This is a genomic window from Pseudochrobactrum sp. sp1633, from assembly GCF_030376605.1.
GTDB lineage: Bacteria > Pseudomonadota > Alphaproteobacteria > Rhizobiales > Rhizobiaceae > Pseudochrobactrum.
Genome location: NZ_JARRAE010000016.1, coordinates 11,934 through 31,741 on the forward strand (window position 1 = coordinate 11,934; position 19,808 = coordinate 31,741).

A 19,808-nucleotide genomic window follows, 5' to 3' on the forward strand; every position below is an offset into this window, starting at 1 on the left:
ATATTAATGATTTTATATTGTTGTAATTGTGTATATGTTTTATTTTTACTTGTTAATTTTAATTAATAAATTAGTAACCATGAATTCTTGTAAGTATTCGTGTTGCAATATTGTTACAGCAATTTTGACTGGTTGGTGTAAAACAAGATCAAGAAAGATTTTGAGGTTCTCCCATGTTTAATAAAGTTATCCTCGCTGCTTCAGCAGCTGTTCTGTTTTCCGGCACTGCAATGGCTGCTGATGCCATCGTGTACAACGAACCTGCGCCAGCTGTTGAAGTGAATACTTTCAGCTGGGAAGGCGGTTATGTTGGTGCGAATGCCGGTTATGGCTTCGGCAAAATGAAAGAAGACGGCGTTAGCATTAAGCCACGCGGTTTCGTTGGTGGTGTACAGGCTGGTTACAACTGGCAGTTCGACCAGATCGTTGCTGGTATCGAAGCTGACTTCCAGGGCTCGACCATGAAGAAGTCCGTCGATTTCTACGATGCAGGCGTTTATGAAGGCACTGTAAAGGGTAAAGTCCAGTGGTTCGGTACTGTTCGCGGTCGTCTGGGTGCAGACATTGCTGAGCGCACCATGCTCTACGGTACAGCCGGTCTTGCTTATGGTAAAGTGAAGATCGAAGGCTATGATGCTGATCTGGATCTGCATGAAAGCGCTTCCAAGACCCGCGCTGGCTGGACTGCCGGTGCCGGCGTTGAGCATGCTTTCACTGACAATGTAACGCTGAAAACTGAATATCTTTACACCGATCTGGGTAAAGTTAAGTTCCGTGATGAAGCTGACGTTTCTAAAGTTAAAACCAACTTCCACACTGTGCGCGTTGGCGTAAACTACAAGTTCTAATGATCTGACGCGAGGTGAAGGACGCCTCTTGTGTCTTGAAAATTTCTTTCGCCGGATTGTAATTCTGGCGAAAGAGCCGTCCTCCAGACAAAAAGCCCTGCGTAATCAATATTACGCAGGGCTTTTATTGTCTGGTGATCTATTAAATCAAAAAATCACAGCAATTATTTGATTTATTTATGTAAAATAACTTTGTTATTTTCAATATCGACTGTGCGGTAGAAGCAGGAATGGCGTTCAGTGTGGCAAGTGGGGCCATTGCCAGCCACTTGAACTTTCAGCCACAGGGCATCCTGATCGCAATCTGTTCGCATCTCGATAACAGTTTGCAAATTGCCTGAGGTTTCACCTTTTTTCCAAAGCGACTTGCGCGAGCGCGACCAGTAATGGGCAATGCCGGTTTCCAGTGTCAGACGCAGAGCTTCGCTGTTCATATGTGCAACCATCAGCAAATCGCCGTCATCAGCACTTGTGACCACGGCGGTAATCAGCCCGGCGCTGTCAAAGCGGGGCGCAAAGACAGCACCTTCTTCGGTGCTGTGCTTGTCGGTCTGCGCAGGAAAATCAGCTGGCAGCTCTGTCATTTACCGCTCCGTAGCATTGTCATAAACCGCACCTGATGGGCGACATCGCTCTCGAAAGCGCCGGTAAAGGTAGTGGTCAGAGTGGTTGACCCCTGTTTGCGGATGCCTCGCATAGCCATACACATATGTTCCGCTTCAATCAGAACAGCAACGCCGAGCGGATTGAGGATATTCTGAATGCTGTGCGCAACCTGTGCTGTCATGCTTTCCTGCGTTTGCAGGCGATGGGCAAACATATCAACAACGCGGGCAATTTTTGAAAGGCCGACAACAGAACCGTTCGGCAGATAGCCGACATGCGCCTTGCCGATAATCGGTACCATGTGATGCTCACAATGGGAGTAAAAGTTGATATCTTTTACCAGAACCATATCCTTGTAGCCGGCAACTTCTTCAAAAACCGTGCCGAGCTCTTCTTCGGGCGACTGCTGATAGCCTGAGAAAAGTTCTTTATAGGCTTTCGCAACACGTTTTGGTGTCTCAATAAGCCCTTCACGGGAAGGGTCTTCGCCCATCCATAGCAGCAATGTATTCACGGCAGCTTCTGCTTCAGCCTGTGTGGGGCGCTGAGCGGTGCTGTTGGTTTTAGTATCAGAAGTGTGCTTGTTCATATCGAGCTCCCGTAGTCTCTCTCTGTGGAGAGACGAGTTAAACGGACACTGTTACGAAGCTTGCTCAGCCTGTGAAAACTTCTCCCACTGTATAAATATCAGGAGAAACAATGCATCAAAGCTGAAGGCTTGGCAGTTATGTCTTGGCAATTATATCCGGCATCTGCAGAATAAAGCCAAAGGCTCGATCTGCCAGTTCCCATTTGTCTCCCTGAATAGCGCTGGGAAACAAATGCCTGTTCTATATAAAGTAAGTAAAGGATATTAAAAGGGCAAACACAGCCGTTTTATGTCGTATTACGGTTCCGTTGTGTTCTATAGCCGCTTGAATTGAAATATTTATATCACCATTTATGAAACCATGCCTGAAAGTGAATTTTTCGCATGATGAAGGAGAGTCCGGATGATCAATGATATGTATAATGCCCGGATTCTCGAATTTGCAGGAAATATTCCGCATATTGGCCGTCTGGAAGCGCCTGACGCGACTGCCAAAGCCCATTCCAAACTCTGTGGCTCAACAGTGCTGGTTGATCTCAAAGTCAAAGACGGCGTGGTTGTAGATTTTGCCCATGAGGTAAAGGCTTGCGCATTGGGGCAGGCGACATCCTCTGTCATGGCGCGTCACATTATCGGCTCCACCGAAGCTGAATTGCGCACCTTGCAGGCGCAGATGACAGCTATGCTGAAAGACAATGGCGCACCGCCTGAAGGCCGGTTTGAAGATTTGCGGTTTTTCGAGCCGGTGCGTGATTATAAAGCACGCCATGCATCTACTTTGCTGATATTTGATGCAGTTGTTGATTGTCTCGACAAGATCGCCGCAAAAGCTGCCGTGTAAGCAATATGTGTCCGCAACCTGAAACCAAATCCCGTAAAAAATACAGTCGTAATTATCAGGGCGCATGGCGCAAAACACCGGATCGTTTGCTGGGTACAGGTGTTGTGCGGTTCTATCAGCTGACGTTATCGGGCTTTATCGGTAACTCCTGCCGCCATATGCCGACCTGTTCCGAATATGCCTATGAGGCCATTGCCCGTTATGGCTTATGGACGGGTGGCTGGATGGGGCTGTTTCGCGTTATGCGCTGCGGGCCGTTTGGCACCTGCGGGATTGATCGTGTGCCGGAAGTGCTGGAACCGCGCTATAAATGGTATTTTCCGTGGCGTTATTGGCACATTTCGGCTGCAAAACCGGATATTAGCTAAGCTTTTCTTCCCTCAAGGTTTATTTCCCCCTTTAGATTGATTATAGAAACATTGCCGGTCGCATCTGCACTTCGTTTTGCAGGAGCTGGTAAGCATGAAGCGTATCCCGAAAAGTGGGAACCGGTTTTCGGATAAGATACGCGAAAACAAGAAATAGAGCATTTCCTGTGTTTCAAATTGGATTGGAAATGCTCGAAGTTTACTTTAAACAACCACCCGCAATCGTTGGCGGGACTGGATGGGGATGACAATGTCTGATCTTATTACTCTCGAATTTCCCGACGGCACACAGCGCGAATATGATCCGGCCATGACCGGTCTGGCGCTTGCCGAATCCATCTCCAAATCACTGGCTAAGAAGTCTGTCGCCTATGCGGTCGACGGCACCGTGCGTGATTTGTCCGAGCCTCTGGGCGCATCAGGCAAAGTCGAGATTCTCACCCGTGAAGATCCGCGCGCGCTGGAACTGATCCGCCACGACTGCGCCCACGTATTGGCTGAAGCTGTGCAGGAACTTTTCCCTGGCACGCAGGTCACAATTGGACCGGTTATTGAAAACGGCTTCTATTATGACTTCGCCCGCAATGAGCCTTTTACGCCCGATGACCTGCCAGTCATCGAAAAGAAAATGCGTGAAATCATTGCCCGCAACAAGTCGTTTACACGCGAAGTCTGGACACGCGAAAAAGCTAAGCAGGTTTTCTCCGATAAGGGTGAATCCTATAAGGTTGAGCTGATTGACGCGATCCCTGAAGGTCAGGATCTGAAGATCTATTATCAGGGCGACTGGTTTGATCTTTGCCGTGGCCCGCATATGGCGTCCACAGGCCAGATCGGCAATGCGTTCAAGCTGATGAAAGTTGCCGGTGCTTATTGGCGCGGTGACAGCAATAATCCGATGCTGACGCGTATTTACGGTACAGCTTTCGCGAATGATGCTGATCTGCAGCAATATCTGACCATGCTGGAAGAAGCTGAAAAGCGCGATCATCGCCGTCTCGGCCGTGAAATGGATCTGTTCCATTTTCAGGAAGAAGGTCCGGGCGTGGTGTTCTGGCATTCCAAGGGCTGGCGCATGTTCCAGAGCCTTGTCAGCTATATGCGCCGTCGTCTCGACGATCATGGCTATCAGGAAGTCAATGCACCGCAGGTGCTGGATAAATCCCTTTGGGAAACATCCGGTCACTGGGGCTGGTATAAAGACAACATGTTCAAGGTCACCACTGCCGGTGATGACACTGAAGATGACCGCGTTTTCGCGCTGAAGCCGATGAACTGCCCGGGTCACGTGCAGATTTTCAAACATGGTTTGAAATCCTACCGCGATCTGCCGATCAAAATGGCGGAATTCGGTAATGTGCACCGCTATGAGCCGTCCGGCGCACTGCATGGCCTGATGCGCGTTCGCGGCTTTACGCAAGATGATGCGCATATCTTCTGTACAGACGAGCAGATGGCCGATGAGTGCCTGCGCATTAACGACCTGATCCTCTCGACCTATGCCGATTTCGGCTTTGATCAGATCACCGTTAAGCTCTCTACACGTCCTGAAAAGCGCGTGGGTGATGATGCGCTGTGGGATCGTGCGGAAAGTGTTATGGGCGAAGTGCTCAAGACAATCGAAGCCAATTCCGGCGGTCGCATCAAAACCGGCATTCTGCCAGGTGAGGGTGCGTTCTACGGACCTAAGTTCGAATATACGCTGAAAGATGCGATCGGTCGTGAATGGCAGTGCGGTACAACACAGGTTGACTTCAACCTGCCGGAACGCTTCGGTGCATTCTATATCGACAACAATTCCGAGAAGCAGCAGCCGGTTATGATCCACCGCGCTATCTGTGGTTCGATGGAGCGTTTCCTCGGTATTCTGATCGAGAATTTTGCCGGTCATATGCCGCTGTGGTTCGCACCAATTCAGGTTGTCGTCGCAACGATTACATCTGAAGCGGATGAATATGGTCAGGAAGTTGCTAGCTTGTTTAAAAAGGCTGGTCTTCAGGTCACAACCGACTTCCGCAACGAGAAGATCAACTACAAGGTGCGCGAGCACTCACTGCAGAAAGTGCCGGTTATTCTGGTGCTTGGTAAGCGTGAAGCTGAAGAGCGTACAGTCAATGTGCGTCGTCTCGGCTCCCGTGACCAGACACCAATGACGCTGGATGAAGCGCTGAGCTCATTGCGTGAAGAGGCAACGCCGCCAGATCTTCGTCGTGCATAATTGAAATGAGAAAAGGCCGGAGTAATCCGGCTTTTTTGTTTATTTTCAGTGTGTTGCAATAAAAATATAATGCGTGAATTTAATTCAATGGCGCAGCTTTAAAGCGATATTCGCCGTCACTGTCGATATCGAAATAATCGCCGAGCTGCGGATGGCGCAGCGGTTCACCGCTTTCATCTTCTTCCAGATTTTGCTCTGAAACATAGGCCACGTAATCCGTTTCCTCATTCTCTGCCAGTACATGATAGAACGGTTGCTCACGTTTCGGGCGTGAGGCTTCAGGAATGGACATGTACCATTCTTCCGTATTGGCGAATTCCGGATCCACATCAAAAATAATGCCACGAAACGGTAACAGGCGGTGCTTTACCACCTGTCCGATCTGAAAGCGTGCATATTTTACTTCAAAAGCACTCATTGTGATCCGTCTTGGTGTGGCGTTGCGGCAGGCAGTGTCGTCTTCTTATTTGTCGACGAGAAAGATGGCAGCAGCGCTTTAAAACCACCACCGGGACGCAGACCCTCACGCATGAAGAAAGCACGCAATGGCGGTACAACCCGTAGGATTTCCAGCCCTGTGCCACGAATGATCTGCGCAGGCAGAAAGTCGGACAGCAAAGTGCGGTTCAGCACATCAACCGAGCCGGTACGCGCCAGAATATCAGGGCGACGACCGCTGTCATAGGCGCGGATAACACGGTCAGAACCGGCATCATCCTTGTCTTTGGTAATTGCGCTGATCAGCGTTTCCACATCGCGCGTACCGAGATTGAGACCCTGTGCACCGATTGGCGGGAAAACATGCGCTGCTTCACCAATCAGAATGGTGCGCTTGGCTGCAAAATTCAGCGGCACCAGACCGGAGAGCGGCCATGCCTGCTGCTTGGTATCAACCGTAATTGCCCCAAGCATGGATTGCATTTTGCTTTCAATCTCACGGGCAAGCTGCTCACTGTCGAGCGTCATCAGTTTTTCTGCATGGCGCGGATTGGCAACCCAGACAAGGCTGGAGCGATTGCCGGGCAGTGGCACCTGTGTGAAAGGACCATCCTCCGTGTGAAACTCGGTAGATGTATACTGGTGCGGGATTTTATGGCTGAAGGAACAGACGACCGCTGTTTGCGGATAATGCCAGCGGCGGGTTTTAATGCCGGCAGCATCCCGCGCTAAGCTGTTGCGGCCATCGGCAGCTACCACCAGCGGCGTGGTGACGATCTGTCCGTCACTGAAAGTGACACTGATACTGTCAGTATTGTGCTGATAGGCTGTGGCATTATTGAAGTTGCGGGCAATGCGCGGATGAGCGCTGACAGCTTCATGCAAGGCACGGTTCAGCACTAGATTGGGAATATTATAGCCGAATGCTTCTGTGCCGATTTCCGAGGCGCGGAATGTCACCGCAGGGCTGCGGATCAGCCTGCGTGTGCCGTCAACAATACGCATGGAGGCAAGCGCAGCCGTATCCGGCCGGATTGTCTGCCATATACCGAGACTGTCGAGATATTCAATGGCGGGCATCATCAGTGCTGTGGTGCGTCGGTCGTCCTGATCACTCACAGGGCCTGCGAGCAAAACATCATATCCTGCCTGCGCCATCGCTAATGCCGCAATCATTCCCGCAGGGCCGCTGCCACTGACAAGAATTCTGTCTGAAATGAACTCAGAATGATGACCGGAACCAGACATGATGTACCTCTCATTTCCCGAAGGTGATAACTTGAATATCAAGCCGCCGGAATTAGCCTGCTAATTCTAGAAAGCCATAAGCAAATTAGCCTGCCAAATCTATTAGGCCATAAGTAGCCGTTACGACACAAAAAACATATGTTTAAACTGGAGATAGTGTCTCGCAGCAGGTAACTTCTTTGGATGAGCGACATTTTGTCTGTTTTTCGCCACTCCCTTTGTTGCACTTTCAGCGTTTTTCGACAAAAGCTGTCGGGACTGGTAATTCATTAATTTTTTGTAACAGAATCGGCAAAGACCTTGAAAGCGAAACTGACTGACAAACTTAAACCCAAAAAAGTCACTCTGCCTCAGGTCAGGGCTTTTTCTGTTCACCTGTTAACGGCTTCCGGCTCCTTCTTGGCCTTCCTGTCACTGGTTGCGGCCAGTGAGGAAAACTGGACGGCAATGTTTCTCTGGCTGGGTCTGGCGCTCTTCGTCGATGGTATTGACGGGCCGATCGCCCGCAAGCTGGAAGTGAAATATGTGCTGCCGAACTGGTCTGGTGAGCTTCTCGATAATATTATCGACTATGTGACGTATGTGCTGATCCCTGCTTTTGCGCTCTATCAGAGCGGCTTCATGGGGCATGGCCTGTCTTTCCTCTCCGGTGCGATCATCGTTATCAGCAGCGCGATTTACTATGCTGACACCGGCATGAAAACCAATGAGAACTTCTTTAAAGGTTTTCCGGTGGTCTGGAATATGGTGGTCTTCACGCTGTTCATCGTCGGTCCGGGGGAATGGACGGCTTTTGGCGTTGTGGTTGTCTCCGCGATCTTGTCTTTCATTCCGCTGAATTTCCTGCATCCGGTGCGTGTGGTGCGACTGCGTCCGCTTAATCTCACCATCTTTTTGTTGTGGTGTGCCTTCGGCGTTGCAGGAATTCTCTACCAAATGGATGCGCCGCTCTGGGTGCGCATCGGAATTTCGGTAACCGGTATTTATCTCTACTGCATCGGAATTGTGATGCAGTTCCTGCCTAATCTTGGTCTTAAAACTGCTGCGAAATAACAGGGAATTCTGACAATGGTGAATGCAATCCTCATCCGTGAAACCGGTGGTGCTGATGTTCTGAAATATGAACAGGTTGAACTTGGTCAGCCTAAAGCCGGTGAGGCGCGCATTCGTCATGAAGCTGTCGGATTGAATTTCATCGACGTTTATTTCCGCACGGGTCTTTATAAAGCACCGCAACTGCCTTTCATTCCGGGGCAGGAAGGTGCGGGCACTGTTGTTGCCGTGGGTGAAGGTGTCACCAATGTTAAAGTTGGCGACCGCGTTGCCTATACCGGTGCGATGGGCGCTTATGCAGATGAGCGCCTGATTGCAGCTGATCGTCTGGTGAAAGTGCCGGATAACATGGATCTGCGTCTTGCGGCCTCTATGATGCTGAAAGGCATGACCGCCTATTATCTGATCAATCTGACCTATAAGGTACAGAAGGGCGACACGATCCTGATCCATGCGGCCGCTGGCGGTGTGGGGCAGATTGCCGGTCAGTGGGCGAAACATCTCGGCGCAACCGTTATCGGCACTGCGGGCTCGCAGGAAAAAATCGACCTCGCGCTGTCACTCGGCTATGACCATGTTATCAATTACGCGCAAGATAATTTCGTCGAGAAGGTGAAGGAAATCACCGGTGGCAAAGGCCTGCCTGTGGTCTATGACAGTGTGGGCAAAGATACATTTCCTGCATCGCTTGATGTATTGCAGCCACGCGGATTGTTTGTGAGCTATGGCAATGCTTCAGGACCGGTGCCGCCGTTTGAGTTGGCACTGCTGAACCAACGCGGTTCACTCTATGCAACACGCCCGACGCTTGGCTCCTATATTGCCAGCCGTGAAGAACTGGAACAGGCTGCACAGGCTTTGTTTGATGTGGTGGCCAGCGGTGCAGTCAAAATCAACGTCAATCAGACCTATGATTTGCGTGATGCAGCACAGGCGCATCGTGATCTGGAAGCGAGAAAAACCACCGGAACATCGGTGCTGATTCCGTAAAGCTCTGATACCGTGCATTTTTTGATCTGATTTACTCCGGTATGACCATATGGTGCCGGAGCACTTTAGGTTTTTATTGCTAAAACTGTTCATATAATTGTAATAAATTGCTTTTCTGCTTCCCTATTTTTTCGTCTGTGGCATAAGATGCGAGGCAGAAATGCCTTGGGGACAAATGACAGAACCTTCCGCACAGTTGCAGCTACTGGATGTCCAGCGCTTAACGAAACAGTTTGGCGCGCTAAAAGCATGCGATCAGATTGATCTGACAATCGGCACCGGCGAAATTCATGCGCTGCTGGGTGAGAATGGTGCCGGAAAATCTACCCTTGTAAAAATGCTTTTCGGCTCATTGCAACCTCTTGACGGCCAGATCATCTGGAAAGGCCGTAAGGTGCGCATGAGCAGTCCGGCTTTTGCCCGCAAACTTGGCATTGGCATGGTTTTTCAGCATTTCTCCCTGTTTGACAGTCTGACTGCTGCTGAAAATATCGCGCTGTCGCTGGATGCAGGTCTCTCACTGAATGAAGTGGCAAAAAAAGCTGCGCAGGTTGGTGAGACCTATGGCTTGCCAGTGGATACGGACGCTCTTGTCGGCGATTTGTCGGTGGGGGAACGTCAGCGCATTGAGATTATCCGTTGCCTGTTACAGGAACCGGAACTGATTATCCTCGATGAACCGACCTCCGTTTTGACACCGCAGGAAGCGGATAAATTATTTGTCACGCTCAATCGCCTGAAAAGCGAAGGCAAGTCTATTCTCTATATCAGCCACAGGCTGGAAGAGGTGAAGCAATTATGCGATCGTGCAACAGTACTGCGCCACGGTAAGGTTGTTTCGCATTGTATTCCGGCTGAGGAAACGGCAGCATCTCTCGCCCGCATGATGGTCGGGGAAGATGTGGCACTGGTTGAGCGCCCGAAAGCAGCAGCACAAGCGAAAAACCCGGAGCAATTACTTGAGATTGCAGGGCTTTCACAGCCACCGCGCGGACCGTTTTCAACAGCTTTGCGTGATGTTTCCCTGAAGGTGGCCGCCGGTGAGGTGGTTGGTATTGCAGGTGTTGCCGGCAACGGACAGGGTGAGTTTTTTGAGGCTGTCTCCGGCGAGATGCGTCAGTACAAAGCCTCAATAATTCGCATTCGTGGCCAAGAGGCCGGTCTTGCCGGTATCAGCCAGCGTCGCATGCTCGGCGCTGCCTTTGTGCCGGAAGAGCGGCTTGGTCATGGTGCCGCCCCTGAACTGCCGCTGACGGATAATTTGTTTCTGTCACGCTATCGCACGGATGCCAAAGTTTTTCTGAAGGGCGGATTTCTCAAAATCCTGTCGCAGTCAGCGCTTTCCTCTGCTGCCAAACGCATCAATGCGATGATGGATGTACGCAAGAACGCTGAAAATCCGGTAGCGGGTGCGCTATCCGGCGGCAATTTGCAGAAATTCATCATCGGCCGTGAGCTTGACCGAAATCCGGCAGTGATGATTGTCAACCAGCCGACCTGGGGTGTGGATGCCGGTGCTGCCATGCGCATACGGCAGGCCTTGGTGGACTTGTCACGTCAGGGTTCTGCCGTGCTGGTCATCAGTCAGGATCTGGATGAGTTGTTTGAAATTTGTGATCGTATTGCCGTTATGCATCATGGACAATTGTCTGAAGCCATGCCGCGGGAAATTGTAACAGCTGAAAAAATCGGCCTGATGATGGGCGGGGCAGTTTGATGCGGTTAGAATTGATTAAGCGGCCACAGCCATCCCGTTGGTTCAGCGCGATTTCTCCGCTGCTGGCATTGGCGCTCGCAATGATTTGCGGCGCTATTTTGTTTGCGTTAATGGGCAAAGATCCGTTTGCAGCGCTGCATGCTTTTTTCATTGAGCCGCTGCTGGATATGTGGTCGATCCATGAGTTGCTGGTCAAAGCCGCACCGCTGATCCTGATCGCTGTAGGGCTTTCCGTCTGTTATCTGTCGAATAACTGGAATATCGGCGCCGAAGGGCAGCTGACGATGGGCGCAATCAGCGGCTCAATCATGCCAATTATGTTTCCTGAAGTGCAGGGCTGGTATGTGTTGCCGCTAATGCTGCTGATGGGCATGGCAGGCGGTGCGCTTTATGGTGCGGTACCGGCGCTGCTAAAAGTGCGTTTCAACGCCAATACAATTTTGACCAGCCTGATGCTGGTCTATGTGGCACAGTTCTTTCTCGACTGGCTGGTGCGCGGACCGTGGCGCAATCCGGAAGGTAATAATTTTCCGGAAAGCCGTCAGTTCCACGACTATGCCGTTCTGCCGGAAATCTGGCCGGCGGCAGGCCGCGCACATTGGGGCTTTGTCTTTGCTCTGATCGCAGCGTTCCTGTTGTGGTTCATGCTGCGCAGCACATTGAAGGGCTTTCAGATCAAGGTTGTTGGGCAAAGCCCGCGTGCCGCACGCTTTGCCGGATTTAGTGCCGGTAAGATCACGTTCTTTGCATTTCTGGTTTCCGGCGCGCTGGCAGGTCTTGCAGGTGTGAGCGAGGTTTCCGGTGCCATCGGGCAGTTGCGCACAACCATTACACCGGGCTACGGCTTTACAGCGATTATTGTCGCGTTTTTGGGACGACTTAATCCGATTGGTATTATTGCGGCCGGTTTGGTGCTGGCATTGTCTTATCTGGGTGGTGAAGCGGCACAGCTTTCGATCGGTATTTCTGAAAAATCGGCTCGTGTGTTTCAGGGGATGATCCTGTTCTTCGTGCTGGCCTGCGATACATTCATTCACTACCGCATTCGTTTTGTCAGCCGCAGTCAGCATGATCTGCAAGGGGAGGCCTGAGCCGTGGATATGACACAGGCAATTATGCTGACGATTGCAACGGCCGCCACGCCTTTGCTGATTGCTGCAATCGGTGAGCTGGTCGTTGAACGCTCCGGCGTGCTCAATCTCGGTGTTGAAGGTATGATGCTGATGGGCGCCGTGACCGGTTTTGGCATTGCGCATTTGACCGGCAATGCATGGCTCGGCATGATCGCAGCAATTTTCGCAGGCGCCACTTGCGCATTGCTGTTCGGCTTTCTGACACTGACACTGGTGACTAATCAGGTGGCGACGGGTCTTGCACTGACCATTCTCGGACTTGGCGCATCAGCGGTGATCGGTGAGGGCTTTGTCGGTCTTCCGGGCGTGCGTCTTGGCGCAATCAACATTCCTTATTTGAGCGATATACCGGTGATCGGCAAATTGCTGTTCGCACAGGATCCGATTTTCTATATTGCGCTGCTGCTGGTTGCCGGTGTCAGCTGGTTTCTATTCCGCTCGCGGGCAGGGCTTAAGCTGCGTTCCATTGGCGATAATCATGGTTCTGCCCATGCGCTTGGTATCAATGTGGTTCGCACGCGCTATTTGGCGGTGCTGTTCGGCGGTGCCTGTGCCGGTCTTGCTGGTGCGCAGCTGTCGCTTGTTTATGTGCCGCAATGGGTTGAGAATATGACGGCTGGCCGCGGCTGGATTGCGCTGGCTCTGGTGGTTTTTGCCTCATGGCGGCCGTGGCGCGTGCTGGTTGGCGCTTATCTGTTCGGTGCAGTAACAATCGGTCAGTTGCATGCGCAGGCTTTCGGAATTGGCCTGCCGCCGCAGCTTTTGTCGGCACTGCCATATCTGGCAACAATCATCGTGCTGGTGATTATTTCGCGCAACCGCCGTCTGACGATGATGAACACACCGGCATCGCTCGGTAAACCATTTGTGCCGGATAGATAATCCGGCGGTCTTTGTTGGGATCACTGATACATAGTCGTTTTACAGGGTTTTGAGTATTATTGTACCGGACGTTAACAGGAGAACGGGGACGATGAAGAAAACGCTAACAATCCTTGCCACTGCCGCAACGATTGCCATGACAGGCACAGCACTGGCCGAAGAAAAGCTGAAAGTCGGCTTTATCTATATCGGACCTCCGGGTGACTTCGGCTGGACCTACCAGCACGACCAGGCTCGTAAGGAGCTTGAAAAAGAACTGGGTGATAAAATCACAACCAGCTATCTCGAAAGCGTTCCTGAAGGTGCGGATGCTGAGCGTTCAATCGAACGTCTGGCACGTGCAGGCAATAAGCTGATTTTCACAACCTCGTTCGGTTATATGGACCCGACAATCAAAGTTGCGAAAAAATATCCGGACGTAAAGTTCGAACACGCAACCGGCTATAAGACAGCAGAAAACGTATCTGCTTATAATGCGCGCTTCTATGAAGGCCGTTATGTGCAGGGTCAGATCGCTGCCAAACTGTCGAAAAACGGCATGGCTGGTTTCATTGGTTCTGTGCCGGTTCCGGAAGTTGTGCAGGCTATCAACTCCTTCATGATCGGTGCTCAGTCCGTTAATCCTGATTTCAAGATCAAGATCATCTGGGCAAACTCATGGTTTGATCCGGGCAAGGAAGCTGATGCTGCCAAAGCGCTGATTGATCAGGGCGTTGATATTCTCACCCAGCACACAGATTCTACTGCGCCAATTCAGGTTGCAGCAGAACGTGGCATCAAGGCATTTGGTCAGGCTTCGGACATGATCAAGTTTGGTCCTGAAACACAGCTGACAGCGACAATCGACCATTGGTCACCATATTATATCGAGCGCACCAAAGCTGTTCTCGATGGCACATGGAAGTCACAAGACACATTCAACGGCATGAATACCGGTCTGGTTGCTATGGCACCTCTGACCAACATGCCGGACGATGTGAAAGCCATGGCTGAAGAAACCATCAAGAAGCTGACCTCCGGTGAGTTGAAGCCATTTACCGGCCCGCTGAAAAAGCAGGATGGTTCTGAATGGCTCAAGGCCGGTGAAACTGCCGATGATAAAGCGATTGTCAGCATGAACTTCTATGTTCAGGGCATCGATGACAAGCTGCCGCAATAAGCTGGCTTGCTTTTGAAAACGAAAAGGCTCCGCATGCGGAGCCTTTTTTATTTATGCCATTTCAGGCGCGGTCAATGCGACCGGAATAGCAACCGCGTCCGGCATTATGGGCATGAATATATGCGGCGTTCTGATCATCAAAGAGCCGTTCAATCGCGGCTTCAATATCTGAGCCCTGTACAATTTCCGCACCAATAATCATTCCTGCATCATTAAATGCGCGTAGTGACAGCAACCGGCTGCGCATTACCGTGGGAACTTCATTGACCCTGTCATAGGTTTGTTTCGCATTTTCACGCACATAAATCGCGTGAGTTGCATAATAGGGTGTTTCCGCACTTTGGCAGACATGGTTGAGCAGCAGCAGACTTTCGCCGATTGCCGCTTCACACATCTCAATACGGTCCGGGTAACGTGTATCATCAGCAATCACACGTATTGCACGATGCTGTTTCAGTTCATGATCCGGCAAGCCGAAAAGATGGCGGAATGGCTCCGGTGAAAGCCCTGTAATACGAAAATCCATAGAGTGCCTCCTGTAAAATACAGGGGGATTAAATGGCAGATGCAGTTCAGAAACACTGCAATTCTGCTTTTCAAATTCTGTTCAATATTAGTACCCAACACTTATATGCAAAATAAAAAAGGCTCCGCAGAGCAGAGCCTTTTAACTTCATAGCAATGGCGACTTTATTCAGCGGCATCAGCCGGTGCGGCATTGAGCATACCGTAGCGTTCTTCACCGATTTTACCGAGTAGTTCGAGCTGGGTTTCGAGGAAGTCGATGTGACCTTCCTCATCTTTCAGCAATTCATCAAAAAGCTGGCGGCTTACATAGTCACCGGCTTCATCGCAGATTTCGCGGGATTTCTTGTAGGAAGCGCGGGCATCATATTCGCCTGCCAGATCAGCTTCCAGAACTTCCTTGACTGTCTGACCGATGCGCAGAGGTGCAACAGTCTGCAGGTTCGGATGGCCTTCCAGAAAAATAATCCGGTCGATGAGGCGGTCTGCATGCTGCATTTCTTCAATCGACTCTTCGCGTTCCTTTTTGGCCAGACGGGTAAAACCCCAGTCGGAAAGGAGGCGGTAGTGCAGCCAATACTGATTTACAGCGCCGAGTTCGAGGAAAAGTGCCTCATTAAGCCGCTCGATGACCTTTTTGTCGCCCTTCATTCCATTTGCTCCCGAATTGTTCTCGTAATGCCCGAACGCGATCAATATAGACAATGAATTCAGAATCATTGTGCTCGCGCCGAAGATGATAGTCTTCAGTCACTCTTATGATCGTTTCAACGACATTTGGAAAGCAGCCACAGCACCGGCCACGCTTTTTCATGGCATGGTAAACCTTGGCGGGAACAATCAACTGCCAGCAATCTTCATCAAGCATCTCGATGATAGTATTTTCGATCTCTTTGGCAGTAATTACATTGCAATGGCAGACTAGCATGCTGCACCTTGCATAGCAGAAAGGATTTCTGCGTCAGAATAAACGGAAAATGGTTTTGAAATATATTGATTGCCGGAGAAAATCATGAGCTGATTTTCTGTCTCAGGCATAAAATAGAAAGCAACAGACGTCGCCATTATGGATTTATTCTGATTCATCATTCCTCCAAATGGATGGGTCAAGGCCAAACATTTAAAGTTGCATTGTAACTGGTTGATTTTCTAATGCTTCATGGCTTGCGGCTTGTCAAATAATGCAGTTTAAAACAATTCTAAAAATCAATGATTTAGAACAATTTTAAAGTTGAGTTAAAGTACCATATTAATTGAGCTATTCGTTTCAGCCATCAGCGAAAAGGTGGGTTTTGGGGGTGTTTATTACACCTGCGGCGCGTTGTCACACCATGCTGTGACGCGGGATTTCAACAGGTTCTTATAAAAAAACAGCACGCCGGTGAGGGCGTGCTGTTCTTAAATCAGGATACAAAACTGGTCAGAACTGAAACTGTGTTGCAACCACAAAAGTACGTCCCTGACCGGAGCCGGAAGTGCTGAGAGCCGGTGTATAAGTTTTATCAAACAGGTTGGTTACTTTGAGCGACAGGTCAACATTTTCATTGAATTTATATGTCGCGAAAATGTCTACCAGATCGTAAGAGTCCGATTTTGTCGGTGGTAACAGATTGCCCCGTGCGTCTGCTGCTGCAACCAGACCGCTGGAAACATAAGAATATTTCACACCTGCAGAGAGCTTCTTCTCGAAGAAGTATCCACCAAAGGTAGCTGCAAAAACATCATCCGGCAGATACTGGCTTGCACCAAGACCCGGTGTCTGTGATGGCAGATCAGACTTGTTATGGGTGTAGGAAAGGCTGCCGAACACATAATCGGAATTATAATGCGTTTCAAGTTCAAAGCCTTTGACGCGGGATGTGCCCGGCAGGTTTACAAACTGCAGCTTGTTGAAAGTTGTATTGCGCTGTGCTGCGATGTAATTTTTGACATCCATATCAAAGTAATTGGCTTTGAAACGGACAGAGTCACCAGCTGTAATCAAATCATCATGCTTGAGGTTCAGACCGATATCCCATCCGCGCTGTTCTTCAGGCACGAGATATGGATTAGGCACGTAGCTAGAGCTTGATGAGCCGGGATGCGTTCCGCCGATCATTGTTTCCTGCAAGGTCGGCGCGCGCATCGACTGCGAATAGGTCACATAAGGCTGGAACCAGTCGGTCACATTGTAAGCGAGTGTAACTTTAGGGTTCCACAAACCTTTCGACTGATTGGCAGAGTAAACGCCGTTATCTTCAAATCCCGGAATGCCGCTATCGGCAGTACCGTCAAGTTTGTAAAAATCATAACGCAGACCGGTCAGAACCTGAAGGCGGTCATAATTCCATTCAACCTGAGTAAAGGCTGCACCGCGATTTGTGCTTGAATCAACCGGGTTAACACCAACTTTCACGCCGCCGGTATTATCGTGGTTATATTCAACGCCGTATTTCCAGTCGATGTACAAATCATTGACTGTAAAGCGGGAGGTATTGGAAACCGAGAAGCCGATGGATTCGTTTTTGATTTCACGACCGAGGCTCGACAGAGTAGGGCTGTTGCCGCCCACATAGGTCAGTTTTGTGCTGTTGTAATAACCGTTGATGGCAACATCAATCAGGTCATTATCTGCCGGATTGTAAACGTAATTCGCTGTAAATGTGCGGTTCTGTAGCAACAAATCATAGTCAATTGTCGGCGGTACAGGAGCAAAATTCGTCTGCGTTGTACCGTATTTATTGTTGTAGATCACGCCGCCCAATGTCAGCTTGTGATCTTCTGCAAATCCGAATTCTGTTTTGAACAGACCTGAGGTCATCTCCTGACCGGTCTTGTTCTGGGTGATGCCGTCACCGTTTTTATAATCATTGGAGTCGCGGCGACTGAGAGCGGCAACAATACCCACTTCATTCACGCGCATTGTACCGGCAAGCATCTCAGAGAAGCCAACGCCGTTGCTGCCCCATGAAGCGCGGCCGAGAACGCCTTTGTCTTTGCCATCCATCAGCACATCGTCAACGCCGAGTGTTTTGAAATTCACGCTACCGGCAAGGCCACTACCGCCTTCAGTGGTAACGGCGCCGCGGGTAATATCAACGGAAGAGAGCAGGTTCGGGTCGACATAGCTGTAACCCTGCGCATCATGTGCTGTTGTACGGAACGTCTGCGGCGCTCCGTCAATCATCATATTGACACGGCCGGAGCCTTCAAAACCACGGATATTCACAGCAACACCCGGATTTGAGCCGTTAATACGGGTGAATACGCCCGGCGTTTCACGCAGAACCGTATCCAGCTTTTCACGGCCGTTCAGTTTGATCTCTGTTTTGGAAATCGTGCTGACCGGCGCAGGGCGCGATGTAATATCCTGCGGATTAACCGACTGGACATTGATCGTGTTGAGCTGCACATCGCCGCTTGCGTTTTCTGCTGCGGGTTTAGTTGTATTTGTTTGCTGGGCTTGTGCCGTGCCTGCCATAATTACAAGGCTGAGAGCCGTGCTGCCGAGACCGATTTTCAGAAACTTGGATAGGTTGGAAGGCTGCTGCATCTGTGATCTCCGCATGTCGCCGCAATCTGCAAGGCAACCGGTCTTAAAAATTAAAATTCATAATCCGAATCTCTAAGTGCTGTTTGCCTGCCAAAATGACGGCTGCAGAAAATCCGCATCATTTTGATGATGATCTGCCGCAGGCACATAGTCCGGTTGTTTCAAGTTCAATTTCATTTGTGCGGATGTCAGATATTCTCCGTTTTTCCACACAACAGCGTGGACATTCACGAGATTTTTAATATGACTCGTTCCATCCACTATTGCTTCAATAAATTAATATGATATTTTGTGTCAAGAAATCTTCCTGAAAATAAACAGGATGGTGGCTTTGATGCAACGGTTGCCCACAGGTACCGTTTAACTGGTTTGATGGCCTTGGGGGCGTATCAGATCTGATGCTGGCACTAATCAAGACCGCTTCAACCGATGCGGTCGCTACAGGCGTATAATAATGACTGCAACTCATTCTCAGTCCTTGGCTCCGCAAGAAATCCTGCGCTTGCGCAGTGAAAACCCGAAATCCCGCGAAAGGGACTTTGCTCAGGCCAACGGCATCACGGAAGCGGATTATGTTGCCGCACATGTAGGCACATCAGCCATTCGCCTGAATGTTGATATTGCAGCAATTCTCAATGGTGCAACCACGCTCGGCGAAGTCATGGCACTGACTCGCAATGAAAGCGTTGTGCATGAAAAAATCGGCCCTTACGAAAAAGTATCCGTAGGCCCTCATGCCTCACTGGTACTGGGTAAGCAGATTGATCTGCGCATTTTCCCTAAAGCCTGGGTCTATGGTTTTGCGGTCGAGAAAACCGACAGCGAAGGCAACATCCGCCGCTCACTGCAGTTCTTCAACAAGGCTGGTGATGCGGTTCACAAAATTCATCTGCGCGATGCTTCCGATCTGGCAGCCTATGAAGTTCTCGTAGCGCAGCTGCGCTCTGAGGATCAGAGCCAGACGGTTGAGATCAAACCGGCTGCTGCCAAAGGCGAGCCGAAAGATATCGCGACTGTCGATGTTGATGGTTTCCGTGAGCGCTGGACAAACATGACGGATGTTCATCAGTTCATTATGATCCTGCGTGATTTTGCGGTTAGCCGTAAGCAGGCTGTTGAACTTGCAGGCGAAGAGTTCGCATGGGAGCTGGAAGCCGGTACGGTTGAAAGCATGATGAATACGGTTTCTGAAACCGGTCAGCCGATCATGGTTTTTGTCGGCAATAACGGCTGCATTCAGATCCATACCGGTCCGGTTAAAGAGATCAAAATGATGGGTCCTTGGCTCAATGTTATGGATCCGACTTTCCACATGCATTTCCGCACCGACCATGTTCACGCCGTTTGGGCTGTTCGCAAGCCAACCAAAGACGGTCATGTAACATCGCTTGAAGCCTATGACGAGCAGGGCGAAATGATCGCACAGTTCTTCGGTGAGCGTCATGAAGGTGAAGCAGAACGCACCGATTGGCGCGAGCTGGTTGAAGCATTGCCGCGTCTGGCGCAATCTGCTGCAGCCTAAGTCATACTTATGAGAGGCCAGAGCGGCTTATGCCGCTCTGGCCTGATTTTCTGAGAAATATCCGCCTGTTTCAGGCGTTTTGAATGGTGTGAAATACGGTCATCGGCAATTTCAGATGGCTGAAAAAAGCCTCAGGTTG

19 protein-coding genes are annotated in these 19,808 nt (G+C 50.2%); 11 read left to right on the top strand and 8 right to left on the bottom strand.

Translation table 11 applies throughout. The features are described from left to right. Nucleotides 1-173 precede the first annotated feature (173 nt). Nucleotides 174-848 carry an outer membrane protein gene (locus tag P8H26_RS14935; RefSeq protein WP_289633958.1) on the top strand — a complete coding sequence of 225 codons (675 nt, stop codon included), beginning with the start codon at nucleotides 174-176 and terminating at the stop codon, nucleotides 846-848. Between the two features lie 173 nt (nucleotides 849-1,021). On the opposite strand, the gene hisI is transcribed toward P8H26_RS14935, so the two are convergent. Both hisI and folE read right to left on the bottom strand, forming a co-directional pair. After that, nucleotides 1,022-1,432, bottom strand: coding sequence for a phosphoribosyl-AMP cyclohydrolase (gene hisI / locus P8H26_RS14940; RefSeq protein WP_289633959.1), 411 nt, complete (start codon nucleotides 1,430-1,432; stop codon nucleotides 1,022-1,024). Further along, the gene (folE, locus tag P8H26_RS14945) at nucleotides 1,429-2,043 is read right to left on the bottom strand and encodes a GTP cyclohydrolase I FolE (RefSeq protein WP_289633960.1); all 615 of its coding nucleotides are present in this window, start codon (nucleotides 2,041-2,043) and stop codon (nucleotides 1,429-1,431) included. The genes hisI and folE overlap by 4 nt, the downstream gene beginning before the upstream one ends. Nucleotides 2,044-2,446: 403 nt before the next feature. Between folE and P8H26_RS14950 the strand changes: the two genes are divergently transcribed. The 3 genes from P8H26_RS14950 to thrS all read left to right on the top strand — a co-directional run bounded on the left by P8H26_RS14950 (nucleotide 2,447) and on the right by thrS (nucleotide 5,470). Beyond that, entirely contained in the window at nucleotides 2,447-2,884 is a 438-nt protein-coding gene (locus P8H26_RS14950) for an iron-sulfur cluster assembly scaffold protein (RefSeq protein WP_289633961.1), read from the top strand. Between the two features lie 5 nt (nucleotides 2,885-2,889). After that, entirely contained in the window at nucleotides 2,890-3,252 is a 363-nt protein-coding gene (gene yidD / locus P8H26_RS14955) for a membrane protein insertion efficiency factor YidD (RefSeq protein WP_289633962.1), read from the top strand. A gap of 250 nt (nucleotides 3,253-3,502) precedes the next feature. Further along, nucleotides 3,503-5,470, top strand: a complete 1,968-nt coding sequence (gene thrS, locus P8H26_RS14960; protein ID WP_289633963.1) for a threonine--tRNA ligase — start codon at nucleotides 3,503-3,505, stop codon at nucleotides 5,468-5,470. A 79-nt stretch (nucleotides 5,471-5,549) separates the two neighbouring features. Here thrS and hspQ read toward each other — a convergent pair whose 3' ends face one another. Beyond that, nucleotides 5,550-5,888 carry a heat shock protein HspQ gene (gene hspQ, locus P8H26_RS14965; RefSeq protein ID WP_289633965.1) on the bottom strand — a complete coding sequence of 113 codons (339 nt, stop codon included), beginning with the start codon at nucleotides 5,886-5,888 and terminating at the stop codon, nucleotides 5,550-5,552. Further along, on the bottom strand, nucleotides 5,885-7,156 hold the full coding sequence (locus P8H26_RS14970) for a UbiH/UbiF family hydroxylase (protein ID WP_289633966.1): 1,272 nt from the start codon (nucleotides 7,154-7,156) through the stop codon (nucleotides 5,885-5,887). The genes hspQ and P8H26_RS14970 overlap by 4 nt, the downstream gene beginning before the upstream one ends. Nucleotides 7,157-7,456: 300 nt before the next feature. Between P8H26_RS14970 and pcsA the strand changes: the two genes are divergently transcribed. The 6 genes from pcsA (at nucleotide 7,457) to P8H26_RS15000 (ending at nucleotide 14,090) form a co-directional block, all read left to right on the top strand. Further along, entirely contained in the window at nucleotides 7,457-8,209 is a 753-nt protein-coding gene (pcsA, locus tag P8H26_RS14975) for a phosphatidylcholine synthase (RefSeq protein WP_289633967.1), read from the top strand. 15 nt (nucleotides 8,210-8,224) lie between these two features. Further along, nucleotides 8,225-9,199, top strand: a complete 975-nt coding sequence (locus P8H26_RS14980) for a quinone oxidoreductase (protein WP_289633968.1) — start codon at nucleotides 8,225-8,227, stop codon at nucleotides 9,197-9,199. A gap of 175 nt (nucleotides 9,200-9,374) precedes the next feature. After that, complete coding sequence (locus P8H26_RS14985) at nucleotides 9,375-10,916, top strand: ABC transporter ATP-binding protein (protein WP_289633970.1); 1,542 nt, start codon at nucleotides 9,375-9,377, stop codon at nucleotides 10,914-10,916. After that, nucleotides 10,916-12,007, top strand: a complete 1,092-nt coding sequence (locus P8H26_RS14990) for an ABC transporter permease (RefSeq protein ID WP_289633971.1) — start codon at nucleotides 10,916-10,918, stop codon at nucleotides 12,005-12,007. The genes P8H26_RS14985 and P8H26_RS14990 overlap by 1 nt, the downstream gene beginning before the upstream one ends. A 3-nt stretch (nucleotides 12,008-12,010) precedes the next feature. Then, a complete protein-coding gene (locus P8H26_RS14995; RefSeq protein WP_289633972.1) occupies nucleotides 12,011-12,931 on the top strand; it encodes an ABC transporter permease in 921 nt (306 codons plus the stop codon). A 91-nt stretch (nucleotides 12,932-13,022) separates the two neighbouring features. Continuing rightward, nucleotides 13,023-14,090, top strand: coding sequence for a BMP family ABC transporter substrate-binding protein (locus P8H26_RS15000; protein WP_289633973.1), 1,068 nt, complete (start codon nucleotides 13,023-13,025; stop codon nucleotides 14,088-14,090). A 61-nt stretch (nucleotides 14,091-14,151) separates the two neighbouring features. Here the strand turns inward: P8H26_RS15000 and P8H26_RS15005 are convergent, their stop codons facing one another. The 4 genes from P8H26_RS15005 to P8H26_RS15020 all read right to left on the bottom strand — a co-directional run bounded on the left by P8H26_RS15005 (nucleotide 14,152) and on the right by P8H26_RS15020 (nucleotide 18,147). Further along, nucleotides 14,152-14,616 carry a DUF1203 domain-containing protein gene (locus P8H26_RS15005; protein ID WP_289633974.1) on the bottom strand — a complete coding sequence of 155 codons (465 nt, stop codon included), beginning with the start codon at nucleotides 14,614-14,616 and terminating at the stop codon, nucleotides 14,152-14,154. A gap of 164 nt (nucleotides 14,617-14,780) precedes the next feature. Next, nucleotides 14,781-15,266, bottom strand: a complete 486-nt coding sequence (gene bfr, locus P8H26_RS15010; RefSeq protein ID WP_289633975.1) for a bacterioferritin — start codon at nucleotides 15,264-15,266, stop codon at nucleotides 14,781-14,783. Continuing rightward, nucleotides 15,232-15,543, bottom strand: coding sequence for a (2Fe-2S)-binding protein (locus P8H26_RS15015; RefSeq protein WP_289633976.1), 312 nt, complete (start codon nucleotides 15,541-15,543; stop codon nucleotides 15,232-15,234). Before P8H26_RS15015 ends, bfr begins: the two co-directional genes overlap by 35 nt. Nucleotides 15,544-16,035: 492 nt before the next feature. Beyond that, nucleotides 16,036-18,147: a TonB-dependent receptor domain-containing protein gene (locus P8H26_RS15020; RefSeq protein ID WP_289633977.1), complete on the bottom strand. Its 2,112-nt coding sequence runs from the start codon at nucleotides 18,145-18,147 to the stop codon at nucleotides 16,036-16,038. 454 nt (nucleotides 18,148-18,601) lie between these two features. On the opposite strand from P8H26_RS15020, the gene P8H26_RS15025 reads away from it, so the two are divergent. Beyond that, the gene (locus tag P8H26_RS15025; protein WP_289633978.1) at nucleotides 18,602-19,669 is read left to right on the top strand and encodes a hemin-degrading factor; all 1,068 of its coding nucleotides are present in this window, start codon (nucleotides 18,602-18,604) and stop codon (nucleotides 19,667-19,669) included. Nucleotides 19,670-19,808 lie beyond the last annotated feature (139 nt).

What these genes read in the sequence shown, in the direction of transcription:
- P8H26_RS15025 (WP_289633978.1), top strand. Translation starts at nt 18,602, where the DNA reads ATGACTGCAACTCATTCTCAGTCCTTGGCTCCGCAAGAAATCCTGCGC.
- P8H26_RS14990 (WP_289633971.1), top strand. Translation starts at nt 10,916, where the DNA reads ATGCGGTTAGAATTGATTAAGCGGCCACAGCCATCCCGTTGGTTCAGC.
- thrS (WP_289633963.1), top strand. Translation starts at nt 3,503, where the DNA reads ATGTCTGATCTTATTACTCTCGAATTTCCCGACGGCACACAGCGCGAA.
- P8H26_RS14985 (WP_289633970.1), top strand. Translation starts at nt 9,375, where the DNA reads ATGACAGAACCTTCCGCACAGTTGCAGCTACTGGATGTCCAGCGCTTA.
- P8H26_RS15020 (WP_289633977.1), bottom strand. Translation starts at nt 18,147, where the DNA reads ATGCAGCAGCCTTCCAACCTATCCAAGTTTCTGAAAATCGGTCTCGGC.
- hisI (WP_289633959.1), bottom strand. Translation starts at nt 1,432, where the DNA reads ATGACAGAGCTGCCAGCTGATTTTCCTGCGCAGACCGACAAGCACAGC.
- hspQ (WP_289633965.1), bottom strand. Translation starts at nt 5,888, where the DNA reads ATGAGTGCTTTTGAAGTAAAATATGCACGCTTTCAGATCGGACAGGTG.
- bfr (WP_289633975.1), bottom strand. Translation starts at nt 15,266, where the DNA reads ATGAAGGGCGACAAAAAGGTCATCGAGCGGCTTAATGAGGCACTTTTC.
- P8H26_RS14950 (WP_289633961.1), top strand. Translation starts at nt 2,447, where the DNA reads ATGATCAATGATATGTATAATGCCCGGATTCTCGAATTTGCAGGAAAT.
- folE (WP_289633960.1), bottom strand. Translation starts at nt 2,043, where the DNA reads ATGAACAAGCACACTTCTGATACTAAAACCAACAGCACCGCTCAGCGC.
- P8H26_RS15005 (WP_289633974.1), bottom strand. Translation starts at nt 14,616, where the DNA reads ATGGATTTTCGTATTACAGGGCTTTCACCGGAGCCATTCCGCCATCTT.
- P8H26_RS14970 (WP_289633966.1), bottom strand. Translation starts at nt 7,156, where the DNA reads ATGTCTGGTTCCGGTCATCATTCTGAGTTCATTTCAGACAGAATTCTT.
- yidD (WP_289633962.1), top strand. Translation starts at nt 2,890, where the DNA reads ATGTGTCCGCAACCTGAAACCAAATCCCGTAAAAAATACAGTCGTAAT.
- P8H26_RS14980 (WP_289633968.1), top strand. Translation starts at nt 8,225, where the DNA reads ATGGTGAATGCAATCCTCATCCGTGAAACCGGTGGTGCTGATGTTCTG.
- P8H26_RS14935 (WP_289633958.1), top strand. Translation starts at nt 174, where the DNA reads ATGTTTAATAAAGTTATCCTCGCTGCTTCAGCAGCTGTTCTGTTTTCC.
- P8H26_RS15015 (WP_289633976.1), bottom strand. Translation starts at nt 15,543, where the DNA reads ATGCTAGTCTGCCATTGCAATGTAATTACTGCCAAAGAGATCGAAAAT.
- P8H26_RS15000 (WP_289633973.1), top strand. Translation starts at nt 13,023, where the DNA reads ATGAAGAAAACGCTAACAATCCTTGCCACTGCCGCAACGATTGCCATG.